Consider the following 18,559-nt stretch of genomic DNA (forward strand, 5'->3'; position numbering starts at 1 on the left):
TAAAAATATGATTGTTATAAATAATTCAGCCATGAGTTATGGTGCAAAAATACTATTTACCGATGTGAATTTGCATATCAAAAATAATAAAAGATATGGTCTTGTAGGTAGCAATGGAGCAGGTAAAACAACTTTTTTTAGAATTTTAAATAAAGAAGAAGAGCCGGTTTTCGGTGAGATTAATATACCAAAAAACTCTAAAGTAGGTTGTTTAAAACAAGATCAATTTCTTTATGAAAATACTAAAATTATAGATACGGTAATAGCAGGTAATAAAAAATTATGGCAAGCTTTGCAAGAAAAAGAAGAACTATTAAAGAAGCAAGAATGTGATGAAAAAGCAGGATATAGGCTCGGCGAACTAGAGCAGGTAATATATGATAACGAAGGTTATGTCGCTGAAATTTTTGCTGCTAGCTTGCTTGTAGGTCTTGGAGTAAAGGAAAAATATCATTATGAGCCGCTTTCTGCGTTGTCAGGAGGTTATAAGCTTCGTGTATTACTCGCACAAAGTTTATTTAATAATCCCGATATTTTACTACTTGATGAACCAACAAACCATCTTGATATTATTTCAATATATTGGCTTGAGAATTATTTAAAAAACTCTTTTAAGGGAATAGTAATTTTTATATCGCATGATTTAGCTTTTTTAAATAATGTCGCAACGGATATTTTGGACATAGATTATGGAGAAATAAGATTATATACGGGCAATTATGATAATTTTGTTCAGGAAAAGCAGATAATAGCTACTCAGAAGTTAAACGAGTGAAATTTTTTAGAAAAGAAAATAGCAAATATGCAAGCGTGGATTGATAAATTTAGAGCAGGAACGAAAGCAAGACAGAGTAGCTCACGAGAAAAGCAGCTAGAAAAAATAGAATTACCTGATTTACAAAAAACTTCACGAATTAGTCCATTATTTAGATTTAAACAACTAAGATCATCAGGAAAATTAGTATTAAAAATCGATCAAATAACTAAAGATTTTGAGAATAAGCAAACATTAAATAAAGTTAGTTTTAATGTATCACGAGGGGAAAAAATTATTATTATCGGTGCAAACGGTATAGGTAAATCTACTTTATTAAAAATCTTAATGAATAAAATATCAGCAGATCAAGGTAGCTATGAATGGGGGTATGAATCGCAAATATCTTATTTCGCTCAAGACCATCATGAGCTACTTAATGAAAATATTAGTGTTATTGATTGGCTTAAAAAGCAAGCTGAAAAGGAAACGGAAAATACTATTAGAAATACGCTTGGACAAGTATTATTCCGTAGCGATGAAGTAAATAAAAATATTTTAAGTTTAAGCGGCGGTGAGGGTGCAAGGTTATTACTTGCTAAAATGATACTGGAAAAAAGCAATATTTTGGTTCTTGATGAACCGACAAACCATCTTGATATAGAGTCAAGAGAAGCCCTTAAAAAAGCTTTAATTGATTTTGAGGGTACAGTAATATTGGTAACGCATGACCGTGACTTTGCAAGTAATATAGCGGCTAGGGTTATTGCTCTTTCTCATAGAAAAAATATTGTTGATTTTAAAGGTAAATATGATGATTATATTGAGAAATACGGTAACGATTATTTGAATCAAAACTCTTAAAATATTATCTTAAGTTTTATATTACTCTACATTATAAAATTCCCGTCGATGACCAATAACAAATTTTTTTACTTCATCATGATTACCGTACTCATCAAAATTTAATAATAACTTCCCTTGTTCATGAGAGTATAATATGCTTGTAAGTAGGCGGTCGTCTTCGCCATCATATTTAACTTTAAAGGCATTCTTTTTAATAAGTTTAACCCCGTTTACTCCGTGTTTGTGATGTATTATTCCTTTTTTTAAAGCAGAAATAAAAGGCATAATTTTACTTTTATCAAATCTATCATAAATTTTTTTAGAAATTGTACCGTAACAATCGAATTCTCTATATTTACCTAGGAATATAGCCGTACCCTGTGCTACTTCTTGATTATCAACTTTAATTTTACCTTCTTTAGGAATATTCCAAGAATCATTACTAAAGTAGCTAATCTTTTGAATGGCTAAGTGCAGTTCATATTTCTTTTTTAGTTGATAATATTGATGAATTTTCTTTGCATCATATTGATCAATTAATTGCTCTAAACTTTCTACTTGTTTATCATCGAGAGAATAACTTGCAATAATTTCTTCCTGTTTTTTCGGACTTAATTTACTTGCATATTCTTGCACTTTTTCTTGGTTATTATTTAATAAAGCAGTAACTACCCCAATTTCTAAAGTGTTTTCATTGCAAGAATCATTTTGCAAAGCACTTTCAACATTTTGGAAAATCTTTTCGGATTTTTCAGAAGTTAATTTAGTCTCGTTATCTGCTATTAAAGTGGTACTAACTGCATTTAGAACTGCTACTTTTTCATTGGGTTCGAGAGTATTATTTTGAGGTAACGTATAATTTGGCTCCATGTAACTACGAAGCTTTATAAGAGCCTTATCATATAAACTTATTTGATACCCCGGTATCTTATTTAAAAGATCAGACGCCGTTTTAAATTGTTTAGTACATAGGGCTAGTGAGAATGCTAGAAGTATATTGCCTGAGAAATCACTAATTGCTTTTAGTTTTTCATTTAATATTGATTGCTGTTTTTTTGTAATTGTTTGTTTATTTGAAATTTTGTTATAAAAAGCCATATATTCGCAACCGGCATATAGCGATGAGTAGAAAGGAGTTAAGGTCTTTTTATTAATTGAAGTTAACTTCTCACTTTTATAAGAAATTTCATATGGATTAGTTAACATTTCTAGGAAGTATTTTATATATCCTTCCGGTACATATTGTATTTAATCTTTAGCTTTATCAAATTCGCCTTGTATTCTATAATTAGACCATAAATTAAAGGCTATTGCCGTATGTGTCGGTAGAAGTGCGAAAGCATGTTCATAATATTGGATGGATTATAGTCTTCAGTTTTTCTCATAAGCACAAGCTGTTCTATAATAGTACTCTCCTAAAATTTTTTTTTAGTATTAGTATTTAATAAACTGCTTGCATAACTTGCTTCTTTCCCCTCTCCATAAGCGCGTTCTTTTAAAAGATCTAATGAGGAGTTAGACGCTTTAAGTAGAGCTTGTGCCTCTTCAAAATTTTGATTTTCCATTAGTAAATCAGAAAATTTACCTGACAAATCCAAGCTGAATTTTATATATGGTACTAATGCCTGGATAATTTGAAGTTTAGATTCCGGTTCAATAAGTTTTATTACAGGAAGTTAGATATTCTGCACATTTTATATATTGTTCAACTTCTTTTGCAAAGTGATTAAAATATAAATTTATTGCTGTAATTATATATTTAAATATCTCTGTGGCAGTTTCATCGCTTCTATTTAATATACTACATTGAAAAGCAAAACACATTGCTTTAATTTTAGTTAACATGTCAGGTTGTATAGGAATGATTTTATTTGGTTTCCATTCTACGTATTCACCATCTAATATGTATATATAAGTGCTAGGATTTTTTATTATTGGATAAGTTTTTAGTAGTTTATGGTCTTTATAACTTTTCGTATGGATAATTAAATATTAATCGCTGCATTAGTGAATGCTTATTGTCTATAGCTTCCTCGCTACTTACTTTAGTTTTTTTATTTAAATGTTCAAATAGGTAAGTCATTACTTCTATAGCGGCATTGACAGTCGGTATAGATAGAAAATTGTTATCTATTTCTTTTACCTTAAGACCAGGAGAAGTTTTTCTAAAATTTCTTATGCTACTTTCTGATAATATATTTGGGGTGTTATAAATCTCAGCAATATTAAGCTTAAAGGTAATTGAAGATTCCGTGTTTTTCATGAATATAATTTAGTATTAGTTGGGCTTAAGAACTGTTACAATGTGATGAGAAGATTTTGAAATTTTACATAGAATTATTATTAAAAGGTTATTCTAAAAATAATAACAAAGAAGTTTAAGAACACAATAGACTTTTTAATTTAAAATAGGGTATTACTTAAAAAGAATTGCTTGAGATAGCCCTAATGCTTCGATGTCATTCCCGCAAGGCATTGTTGCGTGGATCGCAAAACGCGTTCGGTGTCATGCCGTGGCTTGATCACGGTATCTAGAAATATAACCTATAGTACTAATAATTTTAGTATTATACACTGGATCCCGCGATCAAGTCGCGGGATGCCAGTGGTAGAATCAATCCACGCAACAATCCTGCTTCCGCTGGAACGACATACAAGTATACCACCCATGCTCAAGGATGATTCATAAATTATCACCAAAATAATTATAATAGCTATCTACAGAACCTAGAAATTCAGATTTATAAATTGCAGTATTATATTCATAAGGAGATTCTAAATTTTGCAATTTTAAAGTATTTTCTTTAAGCAATTGGTAATTATTTGATGATTCGTGCTTTGATAAATTGAAATATTTTCTTGCTAAGTAGTTCTTATCTTGGACATCATTAAAAGCGTTGATTTTTGAATATCTATCTTTTTGTTCTTCGTGTAAAAATATTCATAATCTTTATAATTTTTTGGAAGATTTAATATAAATTTAGAATATTGTTTTAACTGAAAGTCAGTTAACCAATTAAATACAAGATATAAATTTTCTCTATGGTTCAAAGACAAAATAGCAACAACTTTTAATTGATTTGTATCTAAGGTTTTATTCCTTCCTATCTCTCTTTCAATAATGTCATTAGATAATATCACTAATTCTTCATTAGAATGTTGTTTATTGTTCTTAGCTTGAATGATTATATCAAACATCTCAGTTTCTAATTCTTCTGAGGCAAATAATTGTTTGTATTTATTAAGCCATGGACCAAAAGCTATAGATTCAAGTTTTTTAAAATATTGAATTAATTTCATATGCAACTATAAGTTAAATTTAAGAGCGGCACTTTATATGAAAAATTGAAACAAGTCAAATAATATTAAATTAATAGTTTAAAGAAGTATATGTCACCCCGTGACTTGTGAACTAGGTCTAGTCTTTTTTTTAATTTTTTTCTAGATACCGTGGTCAAGCCACGGTATGACACCGAAGTGTTTTTTTTAAGAGCCATGCAACAACACTGAATTGACCACTAAAAAAATTTCACATAACCTAATGACAAAAAGAAAATAACTATATATTATTTTAGAATATATTTACTTAAGGAAGTTATGAGTACGGATATTAATAATATTAGCAAAAGTTTAGAAGTCGTTACGCAAGATCATTTGTCGATTTTTTCTTTAATAAGCTCATCCGACATTATAGGTAAGTCGGTTATGTTGATGTTGTTTATTGCTTCCATTTGGTCATGGGCTATTATTTTGGATAAAATATTTAAGCTAATGCAAGTACAGCGAAGAATGAGGGCGTTTGAAAATGTGTTTTGGTCAGGGGGAGTACTAGAACAGTTATATGAAAGTATAAAAAGATCGGTTAATAATCCGCTAGCTTTAATTTTCGTCTCAGCTATGGATGAGTGTAAAAGCTTAAATAGCAAAGGGCTTTCCGATGCACTTAAAAATAATCATAAAGAGCGTATAACTGGTGCAATGTACTTAGCTCAGAATAGAGAAATCGAAAAGCTTGAGAAAAATTTAAGCTTTTTGGCAACTGTTGGGTCTAGTAGTCCTTTTATAGGTTTGTTCGGTACCGTTTGGGGGATTATGCACAGCTTTCAGTCAATCGCTACTTCAAAAAATACTTCTCTTGCCGTAGTAGCCCCGGGGATTGCTGAGGCATTACTTGCAACGGCTATCGGTTTATTTGCAGCTATTCCGGCAGTAATTTTTTACAACTATCTTATTTCCCGTATTACTCTTATCAACAATAAAATTGAAGATTTCATTAGTGAGTTAAATTCTATACTTTCCAAGGCAATTGATCAGGAGAAAATGTAATGGCTATAAAGCTTGCCGGAAGTAATAGAAAAAGCAAAAGAGCGGTAGTTAGCGAAATTAACGTCACGCCGCTTGTTGATGTGATGCTTGTGCTATTAATTATTTTCATGATCACTTCTCCAATGCTAGTTTCAGGCGTAAACGTGGATTTACCTGATACAAATTCTAGCCCGATTTCAGGGCAGGATGAACCGCTAGTCGTTACTATCAATAACAAAGGTGAAATTTTCTTGCTTGAAACTCCTATAGAGAGAGCATATTTAGCCGACAAGCTTGCAAATATCACTGAAGAAAAAAAGGATGCTAGAATTTTTGTAAGAGGCGATAGAAATGTCTCTTATGGGCAGGTAGTAGAGATAGTTGCCGAAATTCATGCTGCCGGATTTTCTCGTGTAGCGCTTATTTCAAATATTAAAAATAATGAAAAGTAACGATCAAAAAAATAGGGATAATTTTACGATTTTCCTTAGTGGTTCTATTGTTCTGCACTTACTTCTTTTATATTTTTTTCTATTCGGTGTGCCCTCGCTTTTTGAAAAATTACCGGAAGAGCAAACTATAACTTTTGAAATGTTACCTGTTAGCGATAAATCAAATATTATCACTCAGACAAAACAAAAAGAAGCCCATATAGAAAACGAAGATGCTAAAAAGTCTGAGCAGAGTAAGCCTAAAGCAGAACCGCAAGACTCGCCTAAAGAAGAAAAAGCAACAGCAATCGAGACTAAAACAGTAGAAGAAAAGCCAAAAATAGAAGAGAAAAAACCTATAGAAGAACCAAAGCCTGAAGAGGTAAAAGAGCTATTGCCTGAGAAAAAAGAAGAGATCAAAGAAGAAAAGCCTAAAGAAGAGGAAAAAAAACAAGCAGAAGAAAAGAAGAAGCCTGAAGAAAAAAAAGAAGAAATAACAGCTAAAAAACCCGAAGAAAAGCCAAAAGAGGTAAAGAAAAAAGAACCTAAAACCGACGAACTTGATTCTTTACTTAAGAATTTAGAGCAATCTTCGGAAGGGGATAATGTAAAATCCAATAAGCATAAAAGATCAAAAAAAGTTGATAATGCAAAAGAAGCTAAAGGTGTTTATACGGAAGGGCTGCCTCTTTCCGATAGTGAAAGCTCGCTAATAAAGCGACAGATTGAAAGACATTGGAGTAATATACCGGCAGGGGTTAGAGGTAATAATAAAGTAAAAGTCATTATTAGCATTACGCTAGATAAAGCGGGTAACGTTGAGCAGGCAGAAGTTAAAGAAAAAATTTGTCCTAATATTCCGGCTAGCGTTTGTGAAGCTTTAGCGGATAATGCAATTAGAGCGGTATGGCAAGCAAGCCCTATCGAAAATCTTGATCCTGCACGCTTTAACCACTGGAAAGAAATTAATTTTAGCTTTGATCCGAGTAAGTTGTAGGGTGTATACTTCTTTTCTTTCAAAAGTAGTATTACATACTCCTTTTGAAAGAAGTTTAAAATAACGGGTATTCGAGATGGAAAGCGGTTCCCATCTCGAATACAAATTTAATTTATATTTTATTTTGACTATTCTTCATTTACTCACAGTATGGCTCGTATGTCATTCCCGCCTCCGCGGGAATGACATAGAACGCTTTTTTTTGAGCCAGCAACAGCGCCCTTTCATAGGAATGACATCAAGAACCGTGTAATAATTCTAAAATACTACTCAGTATGTTCATCCTGTTCACCGATTAATTCAAACCCCATATCTTTTTGCTCATTATTGAAACAACAATAACAGTAATAACCAAACAAGAATAATAAAGTTGTTCCCATTAAAAATAAAGTCAAAGCAGCATTATTAGAACTTGTTATATCATATTCAGAAGGTAATAAATCGGTTGGGATGTCTTTGTTCATAAAACTTAGTTATTATATTTACTATTTATTTTATAAATAAATAAACTCTATAACTTTGTCTACTAAAATTAGATTTATTTCACAAAGTTTTAAGAGTAGGATAAGTAAATATAAATGGCATAGATTTAGACCAAAATGGACTATCATAGAGCATAATATTTTGTCTGTTTTATAATATTGCATAACCGTAGAAGAACCCGCATATAGAACTTAAGGCTATATATATTAGTCTGCCTTGAAAATGTGCGACCCCAAATACTAAAGATGCTATAATAACAGCTAAAATTTGCTGTTTTGGTAAAAGATTTTGTAATGTTCTGTACAAAATATCCTCGAAAGAACGTTTCCTCAGCCATACATTCTAAAAAGAAATTAGTTAATTGCCCATACTGGTATTATGCTTGGTATTTTAGGCTCAAATAAGACGTAACCGCTTATTAAAGACAGAGCCATAATTATTGTTATACATAGTAATAGAGAAAGGGAGGTATATCTTATAGCATTTATACTTTTTTGTTTTTCTAAAATATATAAATCACTGATAGAGAAAATTATTAAAGCCGGCATTACCTTATCAAAATTTAGATACATAGTAAATGGTATAGATAATTCCGATAACTGTACTTTATTAATAGCAAGTATATTAAAGAATCCTGGAACTTTATGAAAAGCAAATATAGTAAAACCTAACGAGATTAATATAAATAATAATGTTTTTATTATCTTATTTAGTTGCAAATTAAAATAGACATAAGTAATAGCAGTAAAAATAGATAAAGTCCCAACCTCTATAATATTTATTATACCTTGATAAAAAGCTGCTAAAATCGTAATGCCTATGCCTAAATATGTAGGTCTTTTATCACGACAAAATAAAGATATTAAGATTGTTGTAATGAGAAAAATGTAGGTGATAGTTAAGAATAGCATATAAACCCTTTATAAAAAACTATTTTTAATATATAGTTATTTTTTAGCATTAAAAATAGTAAAATTATTACATATAAAGATTTTTAATGATTTTAAATAAATAGTAATTGGTGTTTAAAACGAAAACATAAAAGATAATCATAAGAAAAACCAATAAAATAATATATAGAATTGGGAGATTTTATGAAAGATATAGAGTATTGGGAAAAAAATTTTGAAAGCTGTAAGTATTCAGATAAATTAATCGAAAGGCTTTTATTTTTAAATACCCAAGTAAAACAACCTATCGATATTAGAGAAGTTAAAAAAGGTATTTATTATGCTCGTAAATATCATGGTGAGCAAATGCGTCAATCGGGTGCCCCTTATTATTCTCATCCAATCGCAGTAACAATTATGGTAGCGGAATTTGTAGCAAAAGAAGTTCCTAAACTCTTTACTTTTAGAATGCTACAAGCTGCATTACTTCATGACACTATTGAAGATACTGAACTTACTGAAGAAATGATTAGCAACATTTTTGATGAAGAAGTAGCAAGACATGTAGAAGGTCTAACTAGAATTAAACCTTGGGGGAAAATTAGTGCAGCGAAAAATCTTAATTTATTAATTAAACAAAAAAGATATGATACTGCTCTTATAAAACTTTTTGATCGAATACATAATTTACAAACTTTAGGAGCTACATCGCCTGAAAAAGCTCATAAAATAATTAAAGAGACATTGAAAAGCTTTCTAGTTTTAAGTGAAATGCTTGAAATACCTTTAGTTTCAGAGCTTATATATGCTGAATGTTATAAAAATAATTTTAAGTTTAATATAAACTCTACTTTTAATAAAATTATAAACTGCGATCCTTTTCCATTTTCTCAAAATAAGTTACTCCCATGAAGAAAGTTATACCTACCGGAATGAAAATTAAAAATAATCCCCAATATCCTAAATAATTAGTAATATAAACTAAACCAAATGACGTTATAATATAAGTAAATAATTTTGCTATTGCACTTAGCATACTAGTATATGTAAATCTCTTAAAAACTGGGAAATATTTATAAAATATAGGAGCTGCCGGTACGTGATCAAATACGAATAATGCAGCTAAACATTGAAAAATAAAAATATATAAAGGGGTAGGATTATAATTTAACATTATAGGGAAAAAAATGAGAGAGGTAAAAAATAGATATAATTTTACTTTTAATATTTTTAAAGGATGGATTTTATAGCTAATAAATGCAAGACCGATAATACCGAGTAAATCTACTATAGATACCCAAAAATTTTGATTTATAATTTGATTCGGAGTAAATCCGCATTCTCTTTTTAATATATCGCCACAATATATATACACAAAATAAAAACACGGAGGTCTAGCACACTGGATAAAGAAATACCAAATAGAAGTGGCGTTCGGAACTTTTTGATCTAGCATATCTTTTTCAATTTCTTCAAGCATAATATTATTGTCTTGAAGTCTTAGTTTTAATTTGTGTCTTTTATTTGAAAATGCATCCGCTTCTTTTAAACTAGTCCTTGCAATAGTACCTACAAAAGCGATAGTTGCACCAACGAAAAAGGCTATACGCCAACTTGATTCATGTTGATAAATATTTTGATTAGTAAAAATTGATGCAATACCTAGTGCTACCGTGGTGCCTACGGCAGAAAATACGGTTATAATTGCTACTAATGGATATTGTATAGGCGGATCTGAATTTTCGGTTAAATATAACTCTGCACCTCGTGCTTCTGCAGTTGCCGATATACCTTGAATTATACGACATATAGTAAGAACCCAAGAGGCCGTTATACCTATCTGTGCATATGTTGGTATACTGCCTATAATCACACAAGTAATAGCCATTAATAAGGTAGTTAAAACAACTACAATCTTACGTCCAAAATGATCGCCTATATACCCAAATATTAATGCTCCTATAGGTCTTAGCAAATAGGTAGAACAGAAAGAAAAGGCAGTAAGCAACGAAAAAGTGAAAGGATCATATTCCGGAAAAAATAAATTATTTAAAAGCACCGCTATATGCACATAAAGCATAAGATCAAAATACTCTAGAAATGTACCTATAGAAAGTAATCCAATAGCTTGTTTTTGTTCTTTATTTAAACTTCTTTGTTCTTTTTCGTAGCCTAACATAACCTTTATATAATTAGATTGTGAAATAAAGTTATACCTTGTTTGGTTAAAAGTCAATACAGTATTAAGAATTTTTAATAAACATTGCTATTGGATATCTAGAATTTTCAAATTATCTATTTTTCTCTGAAAGCTTTAAATGCAGTATCGGTAACGGGATCAAGTAAATATCTAAGTAGCGTTCTTGTGCCTGTTACGATTTGTACTTCAGCTTGCATACCGGGGTGTAGTTCAAGATTTTTAACTTTAGCAACTTTGTTAAATTCATCCATATCGATTTCAACTCTTGCAACATAATAATTATCTTGTTGTTGTCCCGGATGCTGTCTTTCATCTTGTACTATATCAGGGGATATACTCACCACTTTACCGGTAAATGTTGGAGTTGTTCTTGATTTAAATGCACTGAAACGTATTTTTGCAACTAACCCCTCATGTACTGCATCAATATTTTTTTGAGATACCTTTGCTTCTATTATTAATGGATCATTAATCGGCGAAATTTCCATAATAGTTTGTCCATGACCTATAACACCGCCGATTGTGTGATATTTTAAATTATTAACTATACCGTCAACAGGTGATCTGATTATCACACGATTAAGCGAATCCGTCAGGGAATTATATTTTTCTTTAAGGCTTGCGGTTTGTACTTGTGCATCACGAAGCTCTGTTAAAGTTTTTTCAGTATATTTATTTTGTAGGTTTATAATACTAATTTGGCTTTCGGTAATAGTATGACGTGTTCCTGCTATTTCGGCTTCAGTTGTTGCAACGTCGCTTTTTGAAGCGGCAACTTTTGCCTCTTGGTCTAATAAGGCTGCTTTTTGTACAAAGCCTTTTTCTTTTAGCGTTCTTAAAGCTTTTAAACGGTCTTGATAAACTTCAGCTGTTTTAGTAGCCGCAACTTTTTTTGCTTCTAAACCTTCAATTTTTTTCTCGAGTTGAGCAATACGTTGATGTAATGCATCTTTCTCTGAGTTATATACTTCTTTTCTAGATCTAAATAAATTTTCCTGGGTATGAATTATTTTAGCTACTTCCGGCAAGTTTATATCTTGCATTAGAAAATCAGAAAATTCAATTTGTTCTAAATGATCACGCTCGGCAATTAAACGATTTTCAGTTGCTAAAAAATTACGGTACTGACCAAGAATATTTTCATGCTCACTTTTTATTCTAGTTTCTTCAAGCTCTATTAACTTATCGCCTTCTTTGACTTTATCACCTTGCTTAACGTAAATAGCATTAATTATTCCGCCTTCATGATGTTGGATTGTTTTTTTATTTGTGCTTGGCATTACTATACCGACAGCTACGGCACCGCTATCAAGAGGTGCAAGAGCCGACCATAATCCGCCTATCAATACTAAAAAGATAATAACATAAATACCGAAAAGTATAGATGATCTTGCAGCTTGTGCTACGTTATTACGATCTTTATCGGTTTTCTTGGTAATAAAATTAATAAACCTATCAAGTTTTACTAATAGAAATTCTATAGCATGAGAAGTTTTCTTTAATGTAGTATTTATTAAAGTTTTACGTTTAGAGCTTTGACCTTTAAGGCTTAACGCATCTTCTCTTAAAGATAATAATTGTTTTAATTGTTCCGGAGTAGTTTGAGGTTTATTATGTTTTAAGTCCTGCATACAATTTAATCATTATTATATTTAGTCAGTGTTTGTCTGCGTTGCTTTCGATGTTATTCATGCGGAAGCAGGAATGACATCCTGAACGTTCGTACAACATAGGGTCAAACCACGATATGACATTATTGGTCGGCATTAATATGAATTGTACCGCTTTTTAAAGTTTTAAAGTGTTTTTGAATCTCTTCTTCCGTTCCGTAAACTGCAGCGGCTCCATCCTGTAATATTAGAATTTTATCAACAACGGATAATACGGAAGGTCTATGTGAAATTACAAGCACTGCTATTCCTTTAAGTTTCGCTTGTTTTAAGGCACTTGCAAGAGCAACTTCACCTGCCTCATCTAAATTAGCGTTAGGCTCATCTAAAATGATGAGTTTTGGGTGACCGTAAAAAGCTCTAGCAAGCCCGATACGCTGTCTCTGTCCGCCTGATAGATTAGAGCCTACGGGACCGATATCAGAATCATAACCGTCAGGAAATCTTAATATCATCTCATGAGCACCGGCTATTTTAGCTGCTTCAATAACTTTTTGTGGATCGGCATTTTCTTCCATTCTAGCTATATTTTGTTTAATACTACCGCTAAAAAGTTCTATTCCTTGAGGAAGATAGCCAACATGTCTACCGAAATCTTCTCTATTCCAACGATAAATTTCAGCACTATCTAAACGTACGGAACCTGATGACTCTTTCCATACCCCAACTATGATTTTAGCTAAAGTTGATTTTCCTGTAGCTGAAGGACCGATAATTGCTAAAATTTCGCCCGGTTGTACTGCAAAACTAACGCCTTTTAAGATATATTTCGGTACAGGAGGTTGAGGTAAATGTTTTGGTATAGGGTGAGCATAATAAACATTTTCAACGGTAAGATGCCCCTCAACGTTCGGAATCGGCATTGCTTCATCTCTAGAAGTATAAGTATTAAATAAATTATTAATATTCTTATATGATTTGATAGTACCGCTCATGCTTTTCCATAACTCAATAGCATTATCGAAAGGAGCAAGAGCTCTACCGACTATAATAGAACTCATAATCATATTACCGGGAGTCATATCTGCACTGTGAGATTTTACAACAATGTAAGCACCGACGCCGGTAACAGCCATTTGCATTATGTTACGGATAAACCTTGAAAAGTTAGAAATAACACCGTTACGATAGCTAGCAACCGATTGCTTATCAAGGGCTGATATATTAAATTTATGCCAATTGTTTGTAACATTCTTCATCATTCCCATTGCTTCAATTGCTTCTGCATTTCTGTTTGCAATATCAGCTTGGGTCATGCCTTTGATCGAAAATTCGGTAGCTTCACCGAGCGTTTTATTAGTAGCTGCTGCGTTAAAGAAAGCGGTTGAAACTATGATAATTGCACCAAAAACGGTAATAAGACCGATATATGGATGAATTGAGAAAATAACTGCAATATAGATGAGACTCCATGGGGCATCGAATAAAGTATTAATTCCGGTACTTGTTAGGAATGTTTTGACGGATTGAAAATCACGTAATAATTGGCTAGAACCCATATTTGCTCGTGTTGCAGCTGCAGAAATTGAAGAAGCAAAAATCACGGGGGCTACTGTTCTATCAAGCCATTCTCCTACCTTTATAAGTGTAAAAGAACGAGCAATTTGTAGTAATCCGTAAACAAAATAAATATATGCGATTATTATCGATAAAAATAATAATGTTTGTAGATTACCGCTCCCAAGAACTCTATCGAGAACTTGTAGCGAGTAAAGAGGAGTAATTAACATTAGTAAGTTAATTACAAAAGCAAACCAAAAGACTATCCAAAAAGCTGTTCTACATTCACCTAATGCTATTACTAACGGGTTTTTTTTATTTAAATTATTATTTTTATTATCCATATTAGTTATATTATTATAAATAAGTATTAATTAGTTCTTCAGCAATTTGGACGCTGTTTAAAGCGGCTCCTTTACGTAAGTTATCACATGTGATCCATAAATTTATCGTATTAGGTCTACTTACGTCATTTCTAATGCGGGAGACATATACTGCATCTTCGCCTACCACTTCAACGGGTGAGATATAAGCAAGGTTGTTATTATTAGAAATTGTAACGACACCGTTAGCATCTTTTAGTATTTCTTCAGCGATGTTAGCATCCATTTTGTCGCTAAATTCTATATTAACTGATATAGAATGACCTATAAATACCGGTACTCTGACAGAAGTAACGCTAGCTTTAAAGTGATCACCTATAATTTTGTTTAGTTCAAAAGCAATTTTTGCTTCTTCACCTGTATAGCCGTCTTTATTTAAATCACCTATATGAGGAAATAGATTAAATGCAATCTGTTTTGGAAACTTTTTAGGATCGTTTTCTCCAAAAACATATTTAGATTTTGTTTGGTCGTAGAGTTCATCCATTCCTGCTTTACCTGCTCCTGATACCGATTGATAAGTAGATATCACTACTCTTTTAATCTTTATTTCATTATCTAGCGGTTTTAATGCTACTGCAAGCGGAATTACGATACAGTTAGGGTTAGCTATGATATTTTTAGTAGTAAACTCTTTAAGTGTTGATAAATTAACCTCAGGTACAATTAATGGTACTTGATTGTCAACTCTAAAAAGTGAGGATTTGTCGATAACTACACAATTACTAGCAGTAGCTTTCGGTATAAATTCTTTTGAGACTTCTGAACTGGCACAAAAAAAAGCAATATCTAACCCTTTAAAATCTAAATTTTTTAGATTATTAATTTGTAGTATTTTTTCTCCAAAGCTTACTTCCTGTCCAAGAGAGTTATCTGAAGCTATAGCATGAATTTTATTAATGGGGAAATTACGCTCAGCTAGAATATTTAGAGTTTCACGCCCTACATTTCCTGTAGCTCCGATTACTGCAATATTGTATTTTTTAGTCATTTTTATTTATCAATCCGATAAGTTTTTCGCCGCCGATAATATGGAAGTGAAAATGAAAAATAGTTTGTCCTGATTTCTCGCCCTTGTTAGTTATTAAACGATAACCGTCTTTATCTAAACCTGCTTCATTTGCTATATCAGAAATTTTAGCAAAAAAATGTTTTATTTCGTCTATGGAAGCTTTAGAGATAAAATCAGCATAATCTATATATTCGTTTTTAGGTATAACGATAATATGCACAGGTGCTACAGGTGCTATATCTTTGAATGCTAAAATTTGTTCGTCTTCGTAAATTATTTCTGCCAGAAGATTTTTATCTATAATTTTAGCAAAAACATTTTCTTTATTGTACATCATTTACTCCTGTTAAAGGCTTTATTGCATGGATCGATGTCATTCCCGTGCAGGCGGGAAATCCAAAATAACCTTAATACTAGCACAGAAATTACACATTAATTGACAAAATAAACCTAAAAAAACAAGTTTTTTATAGGTTTTACTGGATTCCTGCTTTCGCAGGAATGACATTAAGGGCATTTTCCTATTCATGTAACAACGCTCCTATTAAACGAGTATATTACGTTTTAGAAATTTTAATTCAGCTTCAATGCTAGAATTTGTAACTATAATAGCTTCTAGTCGGTAATTATTTCTTTTTAAATAATTCTCTCTAATATCTGAAGCAAAAAAGCCGAATCCTAATATTACGACTATCTTAAATATAAACGTTAACTCTTCAATATTAATTGCCGTAATAATTATATTTGCTAATATAGCAATAGTAACTACTAACCACATTTTATGGTATAAAGCCCAAAATATGCTTAAAAGAGCAGCTATCCATGAAAAGCTTTCTTTAATAACAATAAAATTATTATTTTTTTGTGTAGAGTTAATGTATATTGCGTATATATTCATTATTTAAGTTTAAGTCTTGAAAATTCAAGGGACAATAATTAATTAAATTGGATTAGTCAAGTATACTCGTTTACCTACTAATGCCTTTATCAGGAGTAGGAGTATATTATTAATTTTTAATTTATTCTAATACTATGGATATAGTACTTAATTAACAACTTAATATCAATAAATTTTATATGATGTCAGACAATTTAGCCTTACACGGCACTACAATACTTTGTTTAAAAAAGAACGAAGAAATAATTATAGCAGCAGATGGACAAGTCTCGCATGGCAATACGATATTAAAGTCTAGTGCTAGGAAACTACGGACTATAGCAAACAATAAAATTATTGCCGGTTTTGCAGGGTCTACGGCTGATGGGCTTGCTTTATTTGAAAAACTTGAAGCAAAAATAGAGAAATATTCGCATAATCTACTTAGAAGTGCAGTTGAGCTTGCAAAAGATTGGCGTAGCGATAAATATTTACGACGACTTGAAGCAATGATGATTGTTGCCGATCGTAGTCATATATTAATTTTAACCGGTAACGGTGACGTTGTGGAGCCTGAAAATAATGTTGCGGCAATCGGTTCAGGCGGTTTATTTGCACTATCTGCCGCTCGTGCCCTAATGTCTTACGATAATAATTTAACTGCTGAAGAAATTGCTTTAAAATCTATGAATATAGCTGCAGATTTGTGTGTATTTTCTAATCATAATATTATAATGGAAAAAGTTGTATGAAAGCTACTAAAACGACTTATAAAAAAGACCCTATGGGGCTTACCCCTTCTCAAATAGTTAATGAACTTAATAGATTTATCGTAGGTCAAGAAAAGGCCAAAAAAGCCGTTGCTATTGCACTTAGAAATCGTTGTCGTCGTAAAAGAGTAGAAGGTAATTTGCGTAATGAAATAGTACCGAAAAATATTTTAATGATCGGTTCAACCGGCGTCGGTAAAACGGAAATAGCTAGAAGGCTTGCAAAGCTCACTAATTCTCCTTTCTATAAGATAGAGGCAACTAAATTTACCGAAGTTGGGTATGTAGGGCGTGATGTAGAATCAATAATTCGTGATTTAGTCGAAATAGCCGTTAATACTGAAAAAACTTTAGCAAAAACAGAAGTAGATATTAATGCCCGTGAAAAAGCGATAGAGAGAATATTAGATAGTTTAGTAGGTAAAACTTCTAGTAGTGAGACTAGAGAAAAGTTCAAAGAAAAAGTCTTAAACGGCGAACTTAACGATACGGAAATCGAAATTAGCGTAGCTGATACTGCACCTATTGGCGGCGGAAGTTTTGAAATACCGGGCATGCCCGGAGCATCAATGGGTGTGCTTAATCTTGGCGATATGATCGGACGAGCGCTTGGCAGCAGTAAGACTAAAACAAAAAAAATGCTAGTTAAAGAGGCTATGGCTATTATTATACCTGAGGAATCAGAAAAATTAATAGACCAAGAAAAAATTATTCAGCAAGCTATAAGTTTAGCTGCAAATGACGGTATAGTTTTTATTGATGAAATTGACAAAATAGCTTCAGCTTCTAGTTCCGGTGAAAAAAATGCCGAAATAAGTAGAGAGGGAGTGCAAAGAGATTTATTACCTTTGATAGAAGGGACGACAGTTAATACCAAGTATGGACAGGTTAAAACCGATCATATATTATTTATTGCTTCCGGTGCTTTCCATATTGCCAAACCTTCTGATTTATTACCGGAGTTACAAGGAAGGTTACCGATTAGAGTAGAATTAAATTCGCTAACTAAAGATGATATGATTAAAATATTGCTTGAACCTGAAACTAGTTTAATAAAGCAATATTCGGCGTTAATAGGTACTGAAGACGTGCATCTTGAATTTACTGCTTCTGCTATTGAGAAGATAGCGGATTATGCTATTACCGTTAATTTAGAAGTCGAAGATATAGGGGCTAGAAGGCTGCATACTATACTTGAGAATTTGCTTGAGGATATAAGCTTTGAAGCTAGCGAAATGAAAGGCAAAAAAATCACTATCGATGATAAATTCGTAGAAAATCAATTATCAAAAATAATAACTAATCTTGACTTAGCTAAGTTTGTTCTATAATATGCTTTTTCGATCAATAGTTGAGATAAGATTGTTGTATGGCTCTTTTCTCTGCTACCCCGTGGCTTGACCACGGTATCCAGTTAAAAATACTAAAATTATTAGTATTA

The 18,559-nt window shown here is 31.8% G+C and carries 23 protein-coding genes; 8 read left to right on the top strand and 15 right to left on the bottom strand.

Annotated features, from left to right (window positions below; genetic code table 11):
- Positions 1 to 7 precede the first annotated feature (7 nt).
- Both ACIAS7_RS04580 and ACIAS7_RS04585 read left to right on the top strand, forming a co-directional pair.
- The gene (locus ACIAS7_RS04580) at positions 8 to 775 is read left to right on the top strand and encodes an ATP-binding cassette domain-containing protein (RefSeq protein WP_473198391.1); all 768 of its coding nucleotides are present in this window, start codon (positions 8 to 10) and stop codon (positions 773 to 775) included.
- A gap of 18 nt (positions 776 to 793) precedes the next feature.
- Positions 794 to 1,618, top strand: a complete 825-nt coding sequence (locus tag ACIAS7_RS04585) for an ATP-binding cassette domain-containing protein (protein ID WP_473199416.1) — start codon at positions 794 to 796, stop codon at positions 1,616 to 1,618.
- A gap of 21 nt (positions 1,619 to 1,639) precedes the next feature.
- On the opposite strand, the gene ACIAS7_RS04590 is transcribed toward ACIAS7_RS04585, so the two are convergent.
- The 6 genes from ACIAS7_RS04590 to ACIAS7_RS04615 all read right to left on the bottom strand — a co-directional run bounded on the left by ACIAS7_RS04590 (position 1,640) and on the right by ACIAS7_RS04615 (position 4,900).
- Positions 1,640 to 2,806, bottom strand: a complete 1,167-nt coding sequence (locus ACIAS7_RS04590; protein ID WP_473198392.1) for a hypothetical protein — start codon at positions 2,804 to 2,806, stop codon at positions 1,640 to 1,642.
- Between the two features lie 209 nt (positions 2,807 to 3,015).
- Positions 3,016 to 3,192 carry a hypothetical protein gene (locus ACIAS7_RS04595; protein ID WP_473198393.1) on the bottom strand — a complete coding sequence of 59 codons (177 nt, stop codon included), beginning with the start codon at positions 3,190 to 3,192 and terminating at the stop codon, positions 3,016 to 3,018.
- Positions 3,193 to 3,253: 61 nt separating this feature from the next.
- Positions 3,254 to 3,445 (bottom strand): hypothetical protein, encoded by a 192-nt coding sequence (locus ACIAS7_RS04600; protein WP_473198394.1) that lies wholly within the window; start codon positions 3,443 to 3,445, stop codon positions 3,254 to 3,256.
- Between the two features lie 118 nt (positions 3,446 to 3,563).
- The gene (locus ACIAS7_RS04605; protein ID WP_473198395.1) at positions 3,564 to 3,863 is read right to left on the bottom strand and encodes a hypothetical protein; all 300 of its coding nucleotides are present in this window, start codon (positions 3,861 to 3,863) and stop codon (positions 3,564 to 3,566) included.
- A gap of 420 nt (positions 3,864 to 4,283) precedes the next feature.
- Complete coding sequence (locus ACIAS7_RS04610; RefSeq protein ID WP_473198396.1) at positions 4,284 to 4,412, bottom strand: hypothetical protein; 129 nt, start codon at positions 4,410 to 4,412, stop codon at positions 4,284 to 4,286.
- 50 nt (positions 4,413 to 4,462) lie between these two features.
- Positions 4,463 to 4,900 carry a hypothetical protein gene (locus tag ACIAS7_RS04615; RefSeq protein WP_473198397.1) on the bottom strand — a complete coding sequence of 146 codons (438 nt, stop codon included), beginning with the start codon at positions 4,898 to 4,900 and terminating at the stop codon, positions 4,463 to 4,465.
- A gap of 297 nt (positions 4,901 to 5,197) precedes the next feature.
- Here ACIAS7_RS04615 and tolQ point away from each other — a divergent pair, with 297 nt between their 5' ends.
- Genes tolQ through ACIAS7_RS04630 form a run of 3 tightly spaced genes read left to right on the top strand, consistent with a single transcriptional unit; the run spans position 5,198 to position 7,333 of the window.
- A complete protein-coding gene (gene tolQ, locus ACIAS7_RS04620; RefSeq protein WP_473198398.1) occupies positions 5,198 to 5,926 on the top strand; it encodes a protein TolQ in 729 nt (242 codons plus the stop codon).
- Positions 5,926 to 6,357: a protein TolR gene (gene tolR / locus ACIAS7_RS04625; RefSeq protein ID WP_473198399.1), complete on the top strand. Its 432-nt coding sequence runs from the start codon at positions 5,926 to 5,928 to the stop codon at positions 6,355 to 6,357. The genes tolQ and tolR overlap by 1 nt, the downstream gene beginning before the upstream one ends.
- Complete coding sequence (locus ACIAS7_RS04630) at positions 6,347 to 7,333, top strand: energy transducer TonB (RefSeq protein WP_473198400.1); 987 nt, start codon at positions 6,347 to 6,349, stop codon at positions 7,331 to 7,333. The genes tolR and ACIAS7_RS04630 overlap by 11 nt, the downstream gene beginning before the upstream one ends.
- Positions 7,334 to 7,599: 266 nt before the next feature.
- Here the strand turns inward: ACIAS7_RS04630 and ACIAS7_RS04635 are convergent, their stop codons facing one another.
- The 3 genes from ACIAS7_RS04635 to ACIAS7_RS04645 form a co-directional block, all read right to left on the bottom strand.
- On the bottom strand, positions 7,600 to 7,797 hold the full coding sequence (locus ACIAS7_RS04635; protein WP_473198401.1) for a hypothetical protein: 198 nt from the start codon (positions 7,795 to 7,797) through the stop codon (positions 7,600 to 7,602).
- A 169-nt stretch (positions 7,798 to 7,966) separates the two neighbouring features.
- A complete protein-coding gene (locus ACIAS7_RS04640; protein ID WP_473198402.1) occupies positions 7,967 to 8,122 on the bottom strand; it encodes a CPBP family glutamic-type intramembrane protease in 156 nt (51 codons plus the stop codon).
- Positions 8,123 to 8,169: 47 nt separating this feature from the next.
- Positions 8,170 to 8,727: a hypothetical protein gene (locus ACIAS7_RS04645; protein WP_473198403.1), complete on the bottom strand. Its 558-nt coding sequence runs from the start codon at positions 8,725 to 8,727 to the stop codon at positions 8,170 to 8,172.
- 183 nt (positions 8,728 to 8,910) lie between these two features.
- Here ACIAS7_RS04645 and ACIAS7_RS04650 point away from each other — a divergent pair, with 183 nt between their 5' ends.
- A complete protein-coding gene (locus ACIAS7_RS04650; RefSeq protein WP_473198404.1) occupies positions 8,911 to 9,618 on the top strand; it encodes an HD domain-containing protein in 708 nt (235 codons plus the stop codon).
- On the opposite strand, the gene ACIAS7_RS04655 is transcribed toward ACIAS7_RS04650, so the two are convergent.
- From ACIAS7_RS04655 to ACIAS7_RS04680, 6 genes are all read right to left on the bottom strand, one after another.
- Positions 9,569 to 10,885, bottom strand: coding sequence for an MFS transporter (locus ACIAS7_RS04655; protein ID WP_473198405.1), 1,317 nt, complete (start codon positions 10,883 to 10,885; stop codon positions 9,569 to 9,571). The genes ACIAS7_RS04650 and ACIAS7_RS04655 overlap by 50 nt on opposite strands.
- Positions 10,886 to 11,001: 116 nt before the next feature.
- Positions 11,002 to 12,537 carry an HlyD family type I secretion periplasmic adaptor subunit gene (locus tag ACIAS7_RS04660; RefSeq protein WP_473198406.1) on the bottom strand — a complete coding sequence of 512 codons (1,536 nt, stop codon included), beginning with the start codon at positions 12,535 to 12,537 and terminating at the stop codon, positions 11,002 to 11,004.
- A 122-nt stretch (positions 12,538 to 12,659) separates the two neighbouring features.
- Complete coding sequence (locus ACIAS7_RS04665; protein ID WP_473198407.1) at positions 12,660 to 14,420, bottom strand: type I secretion system permease/ATPase; 1,761 nt, start codon at positions 14,418 to 14,420, stop codon at positions 12,660 to 12,662.
- A gap of 13 nt (positions 14,421 to 14,433) precedes the next feature.
- Positions 14,434 to 15,450, bottom strand: a complete 1,017-nt coding sequence (gene asd / locus ACIAS7_RS04670; protein ID WP_473198408.1) for an aspartate-semialdehyde dehydrogenase — start codon at positions 15,448 to 15,450, stop codon at positions 14,434 to 14,436.
- Positions 15,443 to 15,805, bottom strand: a complete 363-nt coding sequence (locus ACIAS7_RS04675) for an HIT domain-containing protein (RefSeq protein WP_473199417.1) — start codon at positions 15,803 to 15,805, stop codon at positions 15,443 to 15,445. The genes asd and ACIAS7_RS04675 overlap by 8 nt, the downstream gene beginning before the upstream one ends.
- A gap of 210 nt (positions 15,806 to 16,015) precedes the next feature.
- Positions 16,016 to 16,369 carry a DUF2628 domain-containing protein gene (locus tag ACIAS7_RS04680; protein WP_473198409.1) on the bottom strand — a complete coding sequence of 118 codons (354 nt, stop codon included), beginning with the start codon at positions 16,367 to 16,369 and terminating at the stop codon, positions 16,016 to 16,018.
- Between the two features lie 182 nt (positions 16,370 to 16,551).
- On the opposite strand from ACIAS7_RS04680, the gene hslV reads away from it, so the two are divergent.
- Positions 16,552 to 17,100 carry an ATP-dependent protease subunit HslV gene (gene hslV, locus ACIAS7_RS04685; protein WP_473199418.1) on the top strand — a complete coding sequence of 183 codons (549 nt, stop codon included), beginning with the start codon at positions 16,552 to 16,554 and terminating at the stop codon, positions 17,098 to 17,100.
- Positions 17,097 to 18,449: an ATP-dependent protease ATPase subunit HslU gene (gene hslU / locus ACIAS7_RS04690; protein ID WP_473198410.1), complete on the top strand. Its 1,353-nt coding sequence runs from the start codon at positions 17,097 to 17,099 to the stop codon at positions 18,447 to 18,449. Before hslV ends, hslU begins: the two co-directional genes overlap by 4 nt.
- The last annotated feature ends 110 nt before the right edge of the window (positions 18,450 to 18,559 follow it).

This window comes from Rickettsia sp. 109562A South Dakota, from assembly GCF_055791265.1.

Bases quoted from the DNA above. Each gene is read 5' to 3' on its own strand.
- ACIAS7_RS04655 (WP_473198405.1), bottom strand. From the start codon at position 10,885: ATGTTAGGCTACGAAAAAGAACAAAGAAGTTTAAATAAAGAACAAAAA.
- tolR (WP_473198399.1), top strand. From the start codon at position 5,926: ATGGCTATAAAGCTTGCCGGAAGTAATAGAAAAAGCAAAAGAGCGGTA.
- ACIAS7_RS04590 (WP_473198392.1), bottom strand. From the start codon at position 2,806: ATGTTAACTAATCCATATGAAATTTCTTATAAAAGTGAGAAGTTAACT.
- ACIAS7_RS04650 (WP_473198404.1), top strand. From the start codon at position 8,911: ATGAAAGATATAGAGTATTGGGAAAAAAATTTTGAAAGCTGTAAGTAT.
- hslU (WP_473198410.1), top strand. From the start codon at position 17,097: ATGAAAGCTACTAAAACGACTTATAAAAAAGACCCTATGGGGCTTACC.
- ACIAS7_RS04660 (WP_473198406.1), bottom strand. From the start codon at position 12,537: ATGCAGGACTTAAAACATAATAAACCTCAAACTACTCCGGAACAATTA.
- ACIAS7_RS04665 (WP_473198407.1), bottom strand. From the start codon at position 14,420: ATGGATAATAAAAATAATAATTTAAATAAAAAAAACCCGTTAGTAATA.
- ACIAS7_RS04605 (WP_473198395.1), bottom strand. From the start codon at position 3,863: ATGAAAAACACGGAATCTTCAATTACCTTTAAGCTTAATATTGCTGAG.
- hslV (WP_473199418.1), top strand. From the start codon at position 16,552: ATGTCAGACAATTTAGCCTTACACGGCACTACAATACTTTGTTTAAAA.
- ACIAS7_RS04635 (WP_473198401.1), bottom strand. From the start codon at position 7,797: ATGAACAAAGACATCCCAACCGATTTATTACCTTCTGAATATGATATA.
- ACIAS7_RS04675 (WP_473199417.1), bottom strand. From the start codon at position 15,805: ATGTACAATAAAGAAAATGTTTTTGCTAAAATTATAGATAAAAATCTT.
- ACIAS7_RS04680 (WP_473198409.1), bottom strand. From the start codon at position 16,369: ATGAATATATACGCAATATACATTAACTCTACACAAAAAAATAATAAT.
- ACIAS7_RS04600 (WP_473198394.1), bottom strand. From the start codon at position 3,445: ATGTTAACTAAAATTAAAGCAATGTGTTTTGCTTTTCAATGTAGTATA.
- tolQ (WP_473198398.1), top strand. From the start codon at position 5,198: ATGAGTACGGATATTAATAATATTAGCAAAAGTTTAGAAGTCGTTACG.
- ACIAS7_RS04630 (WP_473198400.1), top strand. From the start codon at position 6,347: ATGAAAAGTAACGATCAAAAAAATAGGGATAATTTTACGATTTTCCTT.
- ACIAS7_RS04645 (WP_473198403.1), bottom strand. From the start codon at position 8,727: ATGCTATTCTTAACTATCACCTACATTTTTCTCATTACAACAATCTTA.
- asd (WP_473198408.1), bottom strand. From the start codon at position 15,450: ATGACTAAAAAATACAATATTGCAGTAATCGGAGCTACAGGAAATGTA.
- ACIAS7_RS04615 (WP_473198397.1), bottom strand. From the start codon at position 4,900: ATGAAATTAATTCAATATTTTAAAAAACTTGAATCTATAGCTTTTGGT.
- ACIAS7_RS04580 (WP_473198391.1), top strand. From the start codon at position 8: ATGATTGTTATAAATAATTCAGCCATGAGTTATGGTGCAAAAATACTA.